This is a genomic window from Candidatus Pelagibacter sp. Uisw_130 (assembly GCF_047722505.1).
In the GTDB taxonomy this organism is placed as follows: domain Bacteria; phylum Pseudomonadota; class Alphaproteobacteria; order Pelagibacterales; family Pelagibacteraceae; genus Pelagibacter.
Genome location: NZ_CP159814.1, coordinates 396,165 through 410,358 on the forward strand (window position 1 = coordinate 396,165; position 14,194 = coordinate 410,358).

Annotated in this window: 19 protein-coding genes; 13 read left to right on the top strand and 6 right to left on the bottom strand. The window is 29.7% G+C overall.

The genetic code is table 11. The features are described 5' to 3' along the window. Positions 1 to 28: 28 nt before the first annotated feature. Positions 29 to 412 (top strand): rhodanese-like domain-containing protein, encoded by a 384-nt coding sequence (locus ABXT55_RS02115; protein WP_415285109.1) that lies wholly within the window; start codon positions 29 to 31, stop codon positions 410 to 412. 1 nt (position 413) lies between these two features. Here the strand turns inward: ABXT55_RS02115 and ABXT55_RS02120 are convergent, their stop codons facing one another. Next, positions 414 to 992 (bottom strand): 2-hydroxychromene-2-carboxylate isomerase, encoded by a 579-nt coding sequence (locus tag ABXT55_RS02120; protein ID WP_415285110.1) that lies wholly within the window; start codon positions 990 to 992, stop codon positions 414 to 416. Beyond that, positions 985 to 1,458, bottom strand: a complete 474-nt coding sequence (locus ABXT55_RS02125) for an ABA4-like family protein (RefSeq protein WP_415285111.1) — start codon at positions 1,456 to 1,458, stop codon at positions 985 to 987. Before ABXT55_RS02125 ends, ABXT55_RS02120 begins: the two co-directional genes overlap by 8 nt. Before the next feature lie 37 nt (positions 1,459 to 1,495). On the opposite strand from ABXT55_RS02125, the gene ABXT55_RS02130 reads away from it, so the two are divergent. Next, positions 1,496 to 2,050, top strand: coding sequence for a regulatory protein RecX (locus tag ABXT55_RS02130; protein WP_271742131.1), 555 nt, complete (start codon positions 1,496 to 1,498; stop codon positions 2,048 to 2,050). Here the strand turns inward: ABXT55_RS02130 and ABXT55_RS02135 are convergent. From ABXT55_RS02135 to ABXT55_RS02145, 3 genes are read right to left on the bottom strand one after another with little or no spacing between them, the layout of a single operon-like run. After that, positions 2,042 to 2,188 (bottom strand): hypothetical protein, encoded by a 147-nt coding sequence (locus ABXT55_RS02135; RefSeq protein WP_415285112.1) that lies wholly within the window; start codon positions 2,186 to 2,188, stop codon positions 2,042 to 2,044. The genes ABXT55_RS02130 and ABXT55_RS02135 overlap by 9 nt on opposite strands. After that, entirely contained in the window at positions 2,188 to 2,958 is a 771-nt protein-coding gene (locus tag ABXT55_RS02140; protein WP_415285113.1) for a 3'(2'),5'-bisphosphate nucleotidase CysQ family protein, read from the bottom strand. Before ABXT55_RS02140 ends, ABXT55_RS02135 begins: the two co-directional genes overlap by 1 nt. Further along, on the bottom strand, positions 2,955 to 3,161 hold the full coding sequence (locus ABXT55_RS02145) for a DUF3553 domain-containing protein (RefSeq protein WP_415285114.1): 207 nt from the start codon (positions 3,159 to 3,161) through the stop codon (positions 2,955 to 2,957). Before ABXT55_RS02145 ends, ABXT55_RS02140 begins: the two co-directional genes overlap by 4 nt. Positions 3,162 to 3,166: 5 nt before the next feature. Here ABXT55_RS02145 and mnmA point away from each other — a divergent pair, with 5 nt between their 5' ends. Further along, entirely contained in the window at positions 3,167 to 4,282 is a 1,116-nt protein-coding gene (gene mnmA / locus ABXT55_RS02150) for a tRNA 2-thiouridine(34) synthase MnmA (RefSeq protein WP_415285115.1), read from the top strand. On the opposite strand, the gene ABXT55_RS02155 is transcribed toward mnmA, so the two are convergent. Next, positions 4,279 to 4,974, bottom strand: a complete 696-nt coding sequence (locus ABXT55_RS02155; protein WP_415285116.1) for a hypothetical protein — start codon at positions 4,972 to 4,974, stop codon at positions 4,279 to 4,281. The two genes, mnmA and ABXT55_RS02155, sit on opposite strands and share 4 nt — an antisense overlap. Positions 4,975 to 5,139: 165 nt before the next feature. On the opposite strand from ABXT55_RS02155, the gene ABXT55_RS02160 reads away from it, so the two are divergent. From ABXT55_RS02160 to ABXT55_RS02205, 10 genes are all read left to right on the top strand, one after another. Next, complete coding sequence (locus ABXT55_RS02160; protein WP_415285117.1) at positions 5,140 to 6,315, top strand: trans-sulfuration enzyme family protein; 1,176 nt, start codon at positions 5,140 to 5,142, stop codon at positions 6,313 to 6,315. Beyond that, positions 6,312 to 7,532, top strand: coding sequence for an MFS transporter (locus ABXT55_RS02165; protein ID WP_415285118.1), 1,221 nt, complete (start codon positions 6,312 to 6,314; stop codon positions 7,530 to 7,532). Before ABXT55_RS02160 ends, ABXT55_RS02165 begins: the two co-directional genes overlap by 4 nt. A 4-nt stretch (positions 7,533 to 7,536) precedes the next feature. Next, on the top strand, positions 7,537 to 8,700 hold the full coding sequence (locus ABXT55_RS02170) for a chorismate-binding protein (protein ID WP_415285119.1): 1,164 nt from the start codon (positions 7,537 to 7,539) through the stop codon (positions 8,698 to 8,700). After that, positions 8,697 to 9,254: an aminodeoxychorismate/anthranilate synthase component II gene (locus ABXT55_RS02175; RefSeq protein ID WP_415285120.1), complete on the top strand. Its 558-nt coding sequence runs from the start codon at positions 8,697 to 8,699 to the stop codon at positions 9,252 to 9,254. Before ABXT55_RS02170 ends, ABXT55_RS02175 begins: the two co-directional genes overlap by 4 nt. Further along, the gene (locus tag ABXT55_RS02180) at positions 9,217 to 9,987 is read left to right on the top strand and encodes an aminotransferase class IV (RefSeq protein ID WP_415285121.1); all 771 of its coding nucleotides are present in this window, start codon (positions 9,217 to 9,219) and stop codon (positions 9,985 to 9,987) included. The genes ABXT55_RS02175 and ABXT55_RS02180 overlap by 38 nt, the downstream gene beginning before the upstream one ends. A gap of 4 nt (positions 9,988 to 9,991) precedes the next feature. Continuing rightward, on the top strand, positions 9,992 to 10,390 hold the full coding sequence (locus tag ABXT55_RS02185; protein ID WP_415285122.1) for an HIT family protein: 399 nt from the start codon (positions 9,992 to 9,994) through the stop codon (positions 10,388 to 10,390). A gap of 114 nt (positions 10,391 to 10,504) precedes the next feature. Next, positions 10,505 to 11,299 carry an adenylyl-sulfate reductase gene (locus ABXT55_RS02190; protein WP_415285123.1) on the top strand — a complete coding sequence of 265 codons (795 nt, stop codon included), beginning with the start codon at positions 10,505 to 10,507 and terminating at the stop codon, positions 11,297 to 11,299. A gap of 20 nt (positions 11,300 to 11,319) precedes the next feature. Next, positions 11,320 to 11,790, top strand: a complete 471-nt coding sequence (gene aprB, locus ABXT55_RS02195; protein WP_415272245.1) for an adenylyl-sulfate reductase subunit beta — start codon at positions 11,320 to 11,322, stop codon at positions 11,788 to 11,790. Further along, positions 11,790 to 13,649, top strand: coding sequence for an adenylyl-sulfate reductase subunit alpha (gene aprA / locus ABXT55_RS02200; RefSeq protein ID WP_415272246.1), 1,860 nt, complete (start codon positions 11,790 to 11,792; stop codon positions 13,647 to 13,649). Before aprB ends, aprA begins: the two co-directional genes overlap by 1 nt. Before the next feature lie 16 nt (positions 13,650 to 13,665). Further along, complete coding sequence (locus tag ABXT55_RS02205) at positions 13,666 to 14,016, top strand: hypothetical protein (RefSeq protein ID WP_415285124.1); 351 nt, start codon at positions 13,666 to 13,668, stop codon at positions 14,014 to 14,016. Positions 14,017 to 14,194: the final 178 nt, after the last annotated feature.

A 14,194-nucleotide genomic window follows, 5' to 3' on the forward strand; every position in this document is an offset into this window, starting at 1 on the left:
ATTGTTTATAATTATTTTTTACAATATTATGCCTATTAAATCATCACAAACTCTAGTTTCTGAAGCATTAAGTGAAGTTAAAACTATAACTGCCGATGAAGCATTAAAACTGTCAAGTGAAGCTAAATGTACTTTAATTGATATTAGAGAAAAGGGTGAACTAGACAAAACTGGTAGAATTGAAAATTCAAATCACATACCTCGAGGAATGTTAGAGTTTTGGTTGGATCCAGATGGTCCTTATTTTAAAAGTGGAAAAATTGACATGAATAAAGAAATGGTTTTATTTTGTGCTGGTGGTTTAAGATCTGCACTAGCAGCCAAATCTTTAAAAGAAATGGGTTTTGAAAAAGTATCACACATAGAGGGTGGCTTTGCAGCAATAACTCAGAGTGATTTTAAAATAATATAAACTAATTATTGTACTCGTCTAAAACAAACTCTAATCTATCCTGTCCCCAAAATATTTTATCATTCACAATAAAGGTAGGAGCACCAAATACTCCCTTGTCATGAGCTCTTTGAGTAACAGATTTTAATTCATCTTTAATCTTAGTATCTTTAATACCATTAAAAAAACTAATTACTTCAATCTTGCATATTTCAAGAAGAGTTTTTAAAATTCCTTCATTAGAAATATCAAGGTTGTCTTTCCAATAAGCATCAAACATAATATTTAGATATAAATCTTTTTTTTCAACATTAATATAAAGGTATCCTCGCATGATATTTAATGAATTAATAGGAAACTTAGAATTCCAAATAAAATTTGATTTATCTTTTTTTGCAATTAAATTACAATCACTTATCATGTGCTTTAGTTTGGGTTTAATAAAAGCTGGTGCTGTTATTCCTTGTAGATTATGAAGGCCACCTAATAAGATTGGTTTATAATTAATCTTAATATCTTTTGGTAAAGATTGGATTTTTTTGTAAGCTAAATACGTATAGGGACTAATAAAATCAAAATAGAAATCTATTTCTTTAGTCATATAGATTAATTCTTTTTGCGTAAAAAATTCTTATAATCCAATAAAGAGTAAGCCCTATTGGACCAATAAAATATGTTATTAATATAGGAAAAGACATTATTATTTTATTGATACCAAATTTTTGTGAGTCTTTAACAATCCATCCACCACAAAATAAATTAATAGATAGAAAATGAGTCCAAAATAAAATTAAGAATGATTTATCGTTAAACAAATAACCAATTGAATCTAAACCTAAGTATAGTTCAAAATTTCTAACAAAGTCATACCCTTCATTAAACAACAAATAGGTTAAATAACCGTAGGCAAAACTTAAAATAATAAAAGGAAAAATTGATGTAATGAAAACTCTACATATTTGTGAGTGTGGAAAGAACACCAATATTAACCAAAAAGGTAATACACCTAGATTTAACCAAAGAAAAACCATTTCAATTGTAAAGTATGTATAGATTTGATCGATCATATTTTAGTGTATTATATAATATGTTATCAGGATTCATATGAGAAATAGAAAAAAAACATTGCAAGTTACTGTAGAGGAAATGAGAAATTTCTCATTTGCATATATTGAAAGATATGCCCCATCTAAACAGCAACTTAGAACATATCTATTAAAAAAGTATCTAAAAGCAAATTTAGAAAATATTAAAAAACAAGATATTACAGATTTAATTGACGTTGTTTTGCAAGATCTTGAAAAAACTAAGTTTATCAATGATAAATTCTATTCTGAAAGCAAATCAAGAAGCTTAATTCAAAGAGGCAGTTCAGTTAATAAAATTAGAAATTATTTAATGACTAAGGGAATTAACGATCGCTATATTAAAGAAACAATAGATAAGATCAAAGAGGATAACTCTGACCAAGATTTTTTTTCTGGAATAAAAATATGCAAAAAAAAGAGAATTGGACCAGCTAGGGTAGAGGATAATAGAGCACTATTTTACAAAAAAGATATTGCTTTACTAGCAAGAAATGGTTTTGATTTTGAAACATCTAAAAGGATCATGGATATAGACCAAGCTGATTATATTAAAATAATTAGATTACTTTAATTTCTTTTCTTTCTCTTCCTCTTCAACAAGAGATTTAATTCTATTTCTAATAACATTTTTAATAAATACAAAAACTAATAAGCCAAAGATGGAAACAGACACTATAATTATTAAAATTACTCTTAATTGTTCATCCATTATAATATATTTTTACTTTTTAAGATTAAACTTGGGTTTTTAAACTCAGGTTTCCCGTAGAGTATTTCATTATAATTAAAATCAGTTACTTTACCTCCAGAGTGCTCAAGGATTGCGTGACCTGCAGCAATATCCCATTCACAAGCTCTTGGTTCAGCAACATACATGTCAAATTCACCTGCCGCAATAACACAAAATTTTAATGAACTTTTCATTTTTTGAAAGGAACTTATTTTATATTTTTTATGAATTTCTAAAATTTCAGGCTTAAGAACGTTTGAATAACTTACTGCAGTATATTCATTTAAGTCTTTCTTTTTATTTATTAAAGAAATTTCTTGGTTATCAATTAGCTCATAACTATGGGATAGACCGTAAGAGTAAAAAACTCTTTTTTTCGCTGGAACTGTTATGATTCCAATAGCTGGTTTTTTATCTAATATTAATGCTGCATTTAAAGTAAATTCATCACGGTTATTTATATAATCTCTAGTGCCATCAATTGGATCGATTAACCAAAAATTATTTAAATCAGAATCCATCTTATGATTTGCACTCTCTTCTGAAACAACAGCAATATTTGGAGTTATTTCTTGGATCTTGCGGGTTAAAATTTTATTAACTTCAATATCTCCATTACTTACAGGAGTATTGTCTGACTTAATTTCTTTTTTTAAACCAGCTTCTCTTAAATCTAAAGCTACCCTACTTGCTTTATTAAAAGTTTCTATTAGTGAAAGAGTAATTTTCTTTTTTTCTTCAAGGTTCATTTATACAATTTTTCTAATTGAATTATTTTTGAATTAATAACTTTTTTCCCAACATTTTCAAAATTTACAGTAACTTTACCATTAATTATTGATTGAACTTGTCCAGTTCCCCAATCTTTGTTGTTAGGGTTAGTAACTTTGTCGCCTGGCTCAAAATCTAAAATCATTAATTTACTTATAGTTAATATACTAATAAATATCATTAAATATGACAAAATTGAATTCCATTGGAATAGCTAAAGAACCAAAAAATACTTTAGTTGTTGTTGCAATGTCAGGTGGAGTTGATTCTTCAACAGTCGCAGCCATGATGAAAAATGAAGGTTACAACGTTATTGGTATCACTTTAAAACTTTATAACGATAGTAAAGAGACAGCTTCTTCAAAACAATGTTGTGCAGGTCAAGATATTATGGATGCAAAAAGAGTAGCTGATAAATTAAAGATAGAGCATAAAATCTTATATTATCAAAATAGATTTAAAGAAGGTGTTATTGATAATTTTATAGATAGTTATTTAAATGGAGAGACTCCAATCCCATGTGTTCAATGCAATAAAACAGTTAAGTTTACAGACTTATTTGGAGAGGCTAAAAGATTAAAAGCAGATGCCCTAGTTACAGGTCATTACGTTAAAAGTATCACAGATGAAAATAATACAGATATGTACAGAGGAATTGATTTAAATAGAGATCAAAGTTATTTTTTATTTAATACCACAAAAGATCAATTAAATTTTTTAAGATTTCCTTTAGGCAATCTTCTTAAAGATGAAACTAGAAGTATTGCAAGAGAGCTTGATCTTAATGTTGCAGATAAACCTGATAGTCAAGATATCTGCTTTGTCCCAAATGGAGACTACGCTTCAGTTATAGAAAAGTTTAGACCAAACTCTTTTAGCAAAGGTAACATTAAAAATATGAATGGTGAAGTGATAGGAGTTCATGATGGCATTATCAATTATACAATTGGTCAAAGAAAAGGAATTAGAGTTTCTGATAAGAACCCATTGTATGTAGTAAAGATTATCGCTGATAAAAATGAAATTATTGTTGGTGTTAAAGAGCATCTTGTTAAAACAAAAATAAATTTAAAAGATTTAAATATTATTACAAATGATCAAAATGATTTTGAAAATGAATTGTTTGTAAAAGTAAGATCTACTGGAAGATTGATTAAAGCCAAGATAGATATCAATGATACCAATGCGAACGTTAATTTATTGGAAGAAGAACATGGTATTGCACCAGGCCAAGCATGTGTTTTTTATTCAAAAAATAATAATGGCTATAAGGTTCTTGGTGGGGGCTGGATAACAAGTTAACTTTTCTTTTTCCACATAAAATAAGTTAACAAATAAAAAGTTATTACACCTAAAAAATAATTCCATTCGAGTGCATGTTTAACAAATTTAAATGTATTTCCAGGCCAACTAATTATTGGAATAGCAATTATGGCAACTAAGATTAGCACTGAAACTAAAATTAATTTTAATTTTAAAACTTTAACATTTATAAATTTAGATAACTCTTTTTTAAAAGAATAAAGTGCTACTACTAAGTAGGCCTGTGCTGCAACTTCAAATATGATAAATAACAGCATTATCACTCTTCTAAATAATTTATAAAAATTATTATCAAATTCAATTCCAAGAAATATTGAATGAATTATTAGCGCAGTTGCTGACCCTAAACCAAAAAATAAAATTTTCTTGAGATGCTTATAGTTCTTATTAAAGCTTAGTAATATATCTCTATTAAGGTACCAATATTTTATGAGCAAAAATGATGTTAAAAACATAGCTGGTTTAAATATTAGCCAGCTAGGGTAAGGTCTTGCGGTTCTACTAATTGATGCACCCCCATCAATATATGGAAATGTATTGTGTATAATGTCTTCTTGGTCAGGAAACAACCATTGGAATTCTGTAATCAATATTAGGCAAGCATTTACTGCAACGAATGGAATAATAAATATCCAAATGCTTATAGATTTAGCTTTGTTAATCTTATCCATTAAAGGAACTATTTTTTTTTGTTTTTTCGCTTAGCTCTTCTTTTTTTAGAGCCCTGTTTTCTTCGACCTCTATGTTTTTTTGGGTAACCCATATTATCCTATTATTAATTTTATTGACGTAATTCGAGGGATATAGCATTGTCCCTTTAACATATCAAATTTTTTATGACAAAATCATTTAAGACTTTTCTCAAACATACTGCAAAAGATTACCATAATCAGTCAGTTAACCCCCCTGTAGTGAGAGCCTCGACTATTATCTTTAAATCCATGCAAGATATCAGGAAAATGCAGGATAAGAGTAAAAATGATCCAACAGGTGGACATTTTGATTATGGAAGACAGGGAACATCAACAACCCATGTTTTATCTCAGATACTTAAAGAAATGGAAGAGTGCTATCATGTATTTTTAACACCGACTGGCTTTGGATCAGTTTTTTTATCTATCTTTAGTGTTGTTCGTCCTGGTGACGAAATTATTGTAGCAGACCCAGCATATTCACCTACGAGAATTTTAACTCAAGATTTTTTAAAAGAATTTAATATAAAATCTATTTTTTACGATCCACATGATTTAAAAACTTTAGAAAAAGCGATTACAAAAAAAACAAAATTAATTTTTGTTGAAAATCCAGGAAGTAACACATTTGATTTTCAAGATTTAGGTAAAATAGTATCGATTGCAAAAAAGAATAAAATTTTTTCAGCTATTGACAATACTTGGGGAACACCCTATTTTTTAAAACCCATTAAACTTGGATTTGATATGTCAATTGTATCTGCTACGAAATATTATTCAGGTCACTCCGATGTTATGGGTGGAAGTCTTGCGGTTAATAAAAAAGTTTTTAAACAAATTGACAAGACAAATAAAATAACTGGTTTAAGACTTGGACCAGATGATGCATATTTAATAACAAGAGGACTTAGAACTTTAGACATTAGATTAGATAAGCACGAAAAAAGTGCAAAGCAAGTAGCTGAATTTTTATCTAATTATAAAAATATAAAACTTTTATACCCTCATAAAAAAGATTCATTTAATTTTAGAATGTGGAAAAAATATTATTCTGGTGCTTCAGGATTGATGGGCTTAAAAATTAAATCTAAGAATAAAAACTCAGTAATTAAGTTTGTTAATTCTTTAAAATTATTTGGTTATGGGTATAGCTGGGGTGGATTTGAAAGCCTTGCATTATATCAAGATAAGCGTGAACAAGGGAATAGAGAGTATCTAAAATTAGCAAAAGATGAACATCTGGTTAGATTGCATATTGGTTTAGAGGATCCAAAAGATCTGATAGATGATTTAAAAAAATCTCTTAAACACGTTAAATGAATTCAGAAAAATTTATTAAAAATAAAACAGCTTTAATAACGCTGATTGCAGCCTGTGTTGTAGTTTTGATTTCTCTTGGAGTTAGACAAACCTTTGGTCTATTTTTTATGGATTTTAAAAATGACCTAGATATTTCAATAACTCAATCTGGATTAGCAATAGGTATTCAAATGTTAATGTGGGGTTTAACAGGTCCTATATTTGGAGCCATTGCTGATAAATATGGTGGACATAAAGCAATTTGTTTAGCATTTGTTTTTTATATTTTAGGGATTTACTTTTTGTATACTGGTCCAAATACTGGAATTTTTTTTCAAATCGATTTAGGACTTTTAGTTGGAATTGGTTTAGGCGGAACTGCAATTAGTATTCCAATGTCAATTGTTGGTAAACATTTCCCACTATCAAACAGAACTATAGCCATGAGTATAGTCACAGCCGTTGGTTCTTTGGGTTATTTTATCTCTCCACTTTATACGAGTTATTCGTTAATTAAAAATGGATGGGTGGACACACTTTTTGTATTCACAATATTCTTGTTTATTGGACTTATAATAGCTTTTTTTGTCAGATCTCCATCTGCAGCTCAATCTATTGAAAAACCAAACAACCAAAGTGCCTTTGACGCTCTAAGGGAAGCTTTTAAAAACAAAAGTTACATACTGCTTACATCTGGCTTTTTTGTATGTGGTTTTCATATAACTTTAGTTGGAACCCATGTTCCAAAATACGTAATTGATAGAGGCCTAGAAAGTTGGACTGCAGCTGCAATTCTATCCTTAATTGGACTATTTAACATTTTTGGTTCTTTATTAAGCGGATATCTTTCTACAAAAATTAGTAAAAAAATTATTTTAAGTTCTATTTATGCACTAAGGGGTGTTTCAATAATCTTATTTATATTTTTACCAGCAAGCAATATTAATGCATTTATCTTTGGTGCAAGTTTTGGTTTTCTATGGCTATCAACAGTACCTGCAACAAGTGGTATAGTGGCTCATATTTTTGGAACAAAGTATTTAGGTGTATTATATGGAATAGTTTTTTTAAGTCATCAAGTAGGTTCATTCTTTGGAGCTTTCCTTGGAGGATTATTTCATGATTTATATGGCTCTTATGATTATGCCTGGTATTTAGCAATTGCTTTATCTGTTTTTGCAGCAATAATACATTTACCAATTAAGGAAGAAGCAGTTCTAAGATTAAAAACAGAATAGAAAATTGAATAAGAAAAAATACTTACTAGATTTAGATAATTCAAAAAAACCTTTTATAATCTATAAATCAGATGAGGGATTTGATCTTTATACAGACTTTTCAAAAAAGATTATTTTAAATAATAATAATATTGAAAAATTCATTAACAAAAATACTAAATTAAAATCTATCCGTAAAGAAACAGACCTGTTTATTGGTTTTTTTGGCTATGAAATACTTAATAACTTAATTGATATAAAAATCAAAAAACAAAAAACAATAAATTTCCCTAAAGGAATATTTTACAAACCTGAAACAAAAATAAAATTTTCAAATAATTTAGAATATAAAAAAACTAGATCATCAAATCCTAATGATTTGTTTAGAATAAATATTAATAAAAAATCGTATAAAATAATATTTGATAAATTTAAAAAAAAAATAAAATCTGGTCAAACATACCAGATTAAAATTTGCACCAAATATAGTAATAAATCTGAAATAGATGCTTTAGATTTTTTTGGAAGGCTAGTAAAAAGTAATTTAGCGCCTGAAGCTTTTATGATTAAGGATAAAAATTATTCTATAATAAGCTGTTCACCTGAAAATTTGATAACAAAAAAAAATAATTTTATAACAACAAAGCCTATAGCGGGCACTTTAAAGAAAACCAAAAAATTAGATAAGAATAAAGCCCTTACTTTTTTTAGAAAAAACTTGAAAGAAACCAAAGAGCACAACATGATTGTTGATATGGAAAGAAATGATTTATCTAAAATATGCAAACCAGGCACAGTAAAAATCTTAAAGAAAAAGATAGTTGAGGAATACAAGGATCTTTATCATTACGTAAGTTTAATAGGAGGTCAGCTCAAGAGTAAAGTTACTTCATTAGAGATTATAAAAGCGATGATGCCTGGTGGATCAGTAATTGGATGTCCAAAAATTAGCACTTTAAATTTGTTAAATAGGCAGGAAAAACAAAATAGAAATATTTACACAGGAAGCTTTGGTTACTTAAAATTCAATGGAGATATGAGGTTTAATATTATTATTAGATCAATATTAAATTTTAAAGGTAAATCAGAAATATCAGTTGCTTCAGGGGTGGTAATAGACAGTAATGCTGTACATGAATTTAATGAAAATTACATTAAAGCAAAATCATTAATAGATCTTTACAAATGATATATATCATTGATCATCAAGACTCGTTTACTCACAACGTAGTACATCAATTTGAAAATTTTGATGAAGTAGTTTGTACAAATTTTAACAAAATAAACGAAAATAAATTAAATAAAGCAGGTATTATTGTTTTTTCACCAGGCCCAGGTGCTCCAAAAGATTATCCCACAAGTTCAGAGATTTATAAAAAATTCAAAGGTAAAAAAAAAATTATTGGAATTTGTCTTGGGTTCCAACAAATTCTGCATTGTGAAAATGGAAAAATAATTGAACAAAAAAAGATTTATCATGGTTTTCAATCTAAAATAAAAGTAACTAGCAAAAACTCATTATTCAAAAAAAATAGTCAATTCACTGTAGGTAGATATCACTCTCTAAAACTAAAGGAGCCATTTACTGCGAAAAATTTTGAAATTACAATGAGGTGTGCTATCTCCAATACAGCAATGACAATAGAAAATAATAAAGAAAAAATATATGGCTTTCAATTTCACCCAGAATCTTTTTTAACTGAAAATGGTAACTTACTTATTAAAAAAATCTTATCAGCATAAAACCTACAAAGAGATTAATTTTAAAGATCTTTGGGGGGATAATGGTGTATTTACCACTATGTGGATTTTTGGAAAACCAACTAAGATACTTTTTTTTAAAAAACATATCAAAAATTTAATAAAATCTTTAAAAGTTTACAAACTAAACACCACAAATCTTGAAAAAAATATTCTTAAATTAATAAAATTAAATATCGATAAAAAAAAATCTTATAATCATCTCCTTAGAGTTGCTGTAAATAAAAAGATGATATCAATTTCTTTAAGAAATAGAATAACTCCTAAATTAAATTTTAATTTAAAGCTTATTAGTCACAAACGATTTGACCCTAAGTATAAAAATCTTAAATATAGCTTTATACTAAAACATTTATCAAAAATGGATAACGCCACTTCAGATGTAGGACTTTGTTATAAAAATATGATTTTAGAAAGTGGAACTTCAAATATGTTATTTATAAAAAATGATAAAGTGTACTCTCCAATAAATAATATTTATAAGGGTATCACTTATAAGTTTTTTAATAAAAAATTAGGCAAGATTATTAACAAAGATATTTTGATAAAAACTTTATCTGAATATAATGAAATTCTTCTTATTGGTTCTGGAAAAGGTGTTGCATCAATAAAAAATATTAATGAAATTAAGTGGAAGAGAAAAAGTTTAAAATTTTATAGAATGTTATCTAGTTTTTATAAAAGTGAATTTAACAAATGCTCTATTTATAGATAAAATTATGTTTGACCCAAACAACCCTTGTTTATTCTGTAATTCCAAACAAAGTGGTTTAACTGCTGAAAATGAGTTAGCTTATGCTAGTTATGATACATATCCTGTGTCTGAATTTCATTGTTTAATTATTCCAAAACGTCATGTTAAGGACTATTTTGATTTAAGTGATAATGAAGTGATTGCGTGCAATAATCTTATTAAGCAAATTAAAGAAGAAATATTGTTAAAAGATCCTATGGTTAAAGGATTTAATATTGGAACAAATGCTGGAAAAGTTTCAGGACAATCAATTTTACATTGTCACATTCATTTAATGCCAAGAAGAGAGGGTGATGTTGAAAACCCACAAGGTGGTGTAAGGTCAGTTATTCCTTTAAAACAACATTATAAACGTAAAGTGTAAGTTGTATTTTTATTGTTAAATAGCGCACCTAATAACGGTTGATCTATCATTTCAACTATATTAAAAACTCAAAATTAAGTTTCAATAAAATAGTTATAAAGGGTAATATTCTATATGATGTCAATTAGTCCATTTTCTGCATTAGGAGAATCAATTTCTCCTTCTGTAATTCAAGGCTTTGTTTTAGCAATGTTGGCTTTAATCGTTATTGGAACGATAGTTCAGATGATACATCACAAGAACGTTACTTATTTTTTCAATAATGCAAAAAAAGCAAAATTAGCTGCTGAAAGAGAAATTGGTGCTGGTGAAAAAACAGCAATTATTTTAAAAACTGTAGTCCATGATATTGCAACTACTGCAGAACTAGGTGCAGGCAAAAGAAGAGTTGCTCATGTTATGGGGATGTATGGAACTATCTTATTTTGGGTTGCATCTGTCGTATTAGTTTTTGGTTACACGGGAACAGGAACAGCTGCACCAACAATCTGGCCTATGATTTGGCATGTTGGAGCAATAATGACTTGTGTTGGTGGTTATTGGTTTTGGTTATTTTTAAGAGTGGATGTACTTGCAGAAGCTCATCCATGGTACAGAATTATTAAAGCAGACTTGTTTGTTCTAGCACTTCTAGCATGCGCAACTACTGGGCTTGCTTGGTCTTACTTTCAATCCTCAGGATCAACTGGACTGGGATATATATTTTTAGTTTTATTTATTACCTCAAACATTGTTTTATTTGGGGGAGTTTATTGGTCAAAATTTGCACACATGATTTACAAACCTGGTGCAGCAATCCAAAAAAACTTAGCAGAAGCAGATGGTTCAAGAGACAATCTTCCACCACTTGCTGATGCACCAAAACAATTTGGATTAGGAATTAAAAGAGAACAACCAAAACACTATTAAAAAGAGAAAGGTAATATAATATGTCAACTTTTGTATACATGACGAGATGTGATGGATGTGGTCACTGTGTGGATATTTGTCCATCAGATATAATGCACATCGATGAAAATATTAGAAGAGCAGTAAATATTGAACCAAACTTTTGTTGGGAATGTTATTCTTGTGTTAAAGCCTGTCCTAATCATGCAATTGACGTTCGTGGTTATGCAGATTTTGCTCCTATGGGTCACAGTGTTAGAGTTAGACGTGAAGAAGAAAAAGGAACTATCTCTTGGAAAATTAAATTTAGAAATGGAACTACAAAAGATTTTGTATCTCCAATTACAACAAAACCTTGGGGAAAATTTATTCCAAAATTAGCAGAAGGTGAAAAGCCTAACCAAGGTGAGATCAATTCTCAAATGCTCTATACAGAACCTAATGGTTTAAATATTGACGGTAAATTACCATCGGTACCAAAAGATACCTTTAAAAAAGGAGTTTACTACTAATGGCTAAACACAAAACACATTTTGAGGATTGTGATGTTCTAGTTGTTGGTGGCGGTATGGCTGGAACTGGTGCTACTTTTGAAGCTAGACACTGGGGAAGAGATATGAAAATTATTTGTGTAGAAAAAGCTAATATCGATAGAAGTGGAGCAGTTGCTCAAGGTTTATACGCTATTAACTGTTACATGGGTATGCAGTGGGGTGAAAACCAACCTGAAGATCACGTAAGATATGCACGTAATGATTTAATGGGAATGGTTAGAGAAGATTTAGGTTACGATATGGCTCGTCACGTTGATTCAACGGTTCATATGTTTGATGAATGGGGCTTACCAATGATGAAAAACGAAAAAACAGGTCGTTACCTTAGAGAAGGTAAATGGCAGATCATGATACATGGTGAAAGTTACAAGCCAATTGTTGCAGAGGCTGCAAAAAAATCAGCCGATAAAATTTATAATAGAATAATGATCACTCATCTTTTAATGGATGAGGCTCAAGAAAATAGAGTAGGTGGAGCCGTTGGTTTTAATATGAGAACTGGTGACTTCCATGTATTTAGAGCAAAAACTGTAATTGTTGCAGCAGGTGGAGCATCTCACATTTTCAAACCAAGAGCAGTTGGTGAAGGAATGGGAAGAACTTGGTATGCACCATGGAGTAATGGTTCTGCTTATGCATTACCTATTGCTGTTGGAGCTAAAATGACACAAATGGAAAATAGAATTGTGTTGTGTAGATTTAAAGATGGTTATGGTCCAGTTGGAGCATACTTCTTACACCTTAAAACATATACTCAAAATGCAAATGGAGAGAATTATGAGAAGAAATGGTATGATCAAACTAAAGAATTAGTTGGTGAATATATTGATCACCATCCAACTCCTACATGTTTAAGAAACCACGCATTTATTCAAGAAACTATTGCAGGTGGTGGACCCATTCATATGGTTACAACTGAAGCATTCCAAGATCCACACTTAGAAACAGTTGGTTGGGAAAATTTCTTAGGTATGACTGTTGGTCAAGCGGTTGTTTGGGCTTCTCAAAATATCGATCCAAAATATACAAATCCTGAATTAACTACATCTGAGCCTTATGTTATGGGTTCACATGCAACTTGTTCTGGAGCTTGGGTTAGTGGACCTGAAGATTTATCTCCACCAGAATATTTCTGGGGATATAATAGAATGTTAACAATTGACGGTCTTTTTGGTGCAGGCGATACTGTGGGTGGAAGTGCTCATAAATTTTCTTCAGGATCATTTACTGAAGGTCGTTTAGCTGCAAAAGCTGCTGTAAAATATATTGAGGATAAAAAAGCAGAGGGCATTAAAGTAACTGACAAACAGTGTGAAGACTTTAAAACTGCTATATTTAAACCTTTAGAGACTTATCAAGTAGCTCAAAATGAAATTACCGGTGGAACAGTTTCACCTAGTTACATTTCACCTATTCAAGGTCTTCAACGTCTACAAAGAATTATGGATGAGTATGTTGGGGGAATTGCAACTAACTACATGACTAATGGTAATATGCTTAAGAGAGGCTTGGAATTACTTGCTTGGTTAGAGGAAGATTTAGAAAAAGTAGGTGCTGAAGATTTACACCAACTTATGAGAGCTTGGGAGCTAAAACACAGAGCTTTAACTTCTCAATGTGTAACTGAACACACTATGTTCCGTGAAGAAACACGTTGGCCTGGTTACTATTACAGAGGTGATCATATGAAACTTGATGATGATAATTGGCACTGCTTAACAGTTTCTAGACGTGATCCTAAAACTGGTAAATTTTCTCTTGAGAAAGTGCCGGTTTATCACATAGTTGACGAGAACGAGAAGAGAAAAGCTTCTTAAACCAAAAACTCAAATTATGAATCTTTTAGAGAAATCTGATGATGAGATTATAGCAATTGCTAATCCTATTTGGGATAATCTTGTTAAAACTTCAAATATGAAAGATTATGGCGGTTTCACTAAAGACTTTGGAACTCAAATGTTATTTGGTGCAAATGAAGTAGAGCTTGGAAAACAGTGGGCTAATAATAAGCTTTTGACTAGTTTAAAAGAAGATTATCAAGCATTTGGATGTTTAAGACGAGGTCAAAATATTACCGTTCTATTTAAACAAAGAAGCAAGGAAATAGAAGGTGAGTTCCTTGGAAGATTAGTTCTTGGCGTTGAAGGTGAAGATGTTAAAGTCTTTGGAGCTACCATCTACTAAATTGATTGATTAAAATTTTTTAAGTATTATTTGACAAATATTAATGTCATGTTAGTTAGGGACATCAGTGCCTGAATTACTAAAAAAATTACCTTCTGAAATTAAAAAAAATAAATTAAAAACTGGTATATTTCTAGGATTATCTGCATATTGGGGCCTAATTCTTATAGGTACTCTA

Bases quoted from the DNA above. Each gene is read 5' to 3' on its own strand.
- ABXT55_RS02115 (WP_415285109.1), top strand. From the start codon at position 29: ATGCCTATTAAATCATCACAAACTCTAGTTTCTGAAGCATTAAGTGAA.
- ABXT55_RS02120 (WP_415285110.1), bottom strand. From the start codon at position 992: ATGACTAAAGAAATAGATTTCTATTTTGATTTTATTAGTCCCTATACG.
- ABXT55_RS02125 (WP_415285111.1), bottom strand. From the start codon at position 1,458: ATGATCGATCAAATCTATACATACTTTACAATTGAAATGGTTTTTCTT.
- ABXT55_RS02130 (WP_271742131.1), top strand. From the start codon at position 1,496: ATGAGAAATAGAAAAAAAACATTGCAAGTTACTGTAGAGGAAATGAGA.
- ABXT55_RS02135 (WP_415285112.1), bottom strand. From the start codon at position 2,188: ATGGATGAACAATTAAGAGTAATTTTAATAATTATAGTGTCTGTTTCC.
- ABXT55_RS02140 (WP_415285113.1), bottom strand. From the start codon at position 2,958: ATGAACCTTGAAGAAAAAAAGAAAATTACTCTTTCACTAATAGAAACT.
- ABXT55_RS02145 (WP_415285114.1), bottom strand. From the start codon at position 3,161: ATGATATTTATTAGTATATTAACTATAAGTAAATTAATGATTTTAGAT.
- mnmA (WP_415285115.1), top strand. From the start codon at position 3,167: ATGACAAAATTGAATTCCATTGGAATAGCTAAAGAACCAAAAAATACT.
- ABXT55_RS02155 (WP_415285116.1), bottom strand. From the start codon at position 4,974: ATGGATAAGATTAACAAAGCTAAATCTATAAGCATTTGGATATTTATT.
- ABXT55_RS02160 (WP_415285117.1), top strand. From the start codon at position 5,140: ATGACAAAATCATTTAAGACTTTTCTCAAACATACTGCAAAAGATTAC.
- ABXT55_RS02165 (WP_415285118.1), top strand. From the start codon at position 6,312: ATGAATTCAGAAAAATTTATTAAAAATAAAACAGCTTTAATAACGCTG.
- ABXT55_RS02175 (WP_415285120.1), top strand. From the start codon at position 8,697: ATGATATATATCATTGATCATCAAGACTCGTTTACTCACAACGTAGTA.
- ABXT55_RS02180 (WP_415285121.1), top strand. From the start codon at position 9,217: ATGGTAACTTACTTATTAAAAAAATCTTATCAGCATAAAACCTACAAA.
- ABXT55_RS02185 (WP_415285122.1), top strand. From the start codon at position 9,992: ATGTTTGACCCAAACAACCCTTGTTTATTCTGTAATTCCAAACAAAGT.
- ABXT55_RS02190 (WP_415285123.1), top strand. From the start codon at position 10,505: ATGATGTCAATTAGTCCATTTTCTGCATTAGGAGAATCAATTTCTCCT.
- aprB (WP_415272245.1), top strand. From the start codon at position 11,320: ATGTCAACTTTTGTATACATGACGAGATGTGATGGATGTGGTCACTGT.
- aprA (WP_415272246.1), top strand. From the start codon at position 11,790: ATGGCTAAACACAAAACACATTTTGAGGATTGTGATGTTCTAGTTGTT.
- ABXT55_RS02205 (WP_415285124.1), top strand. From the start codon at position 13,666: ATGAATCTTTTAGAGAAATCTGATGATGAGATTATAGCAATTGCTAAT.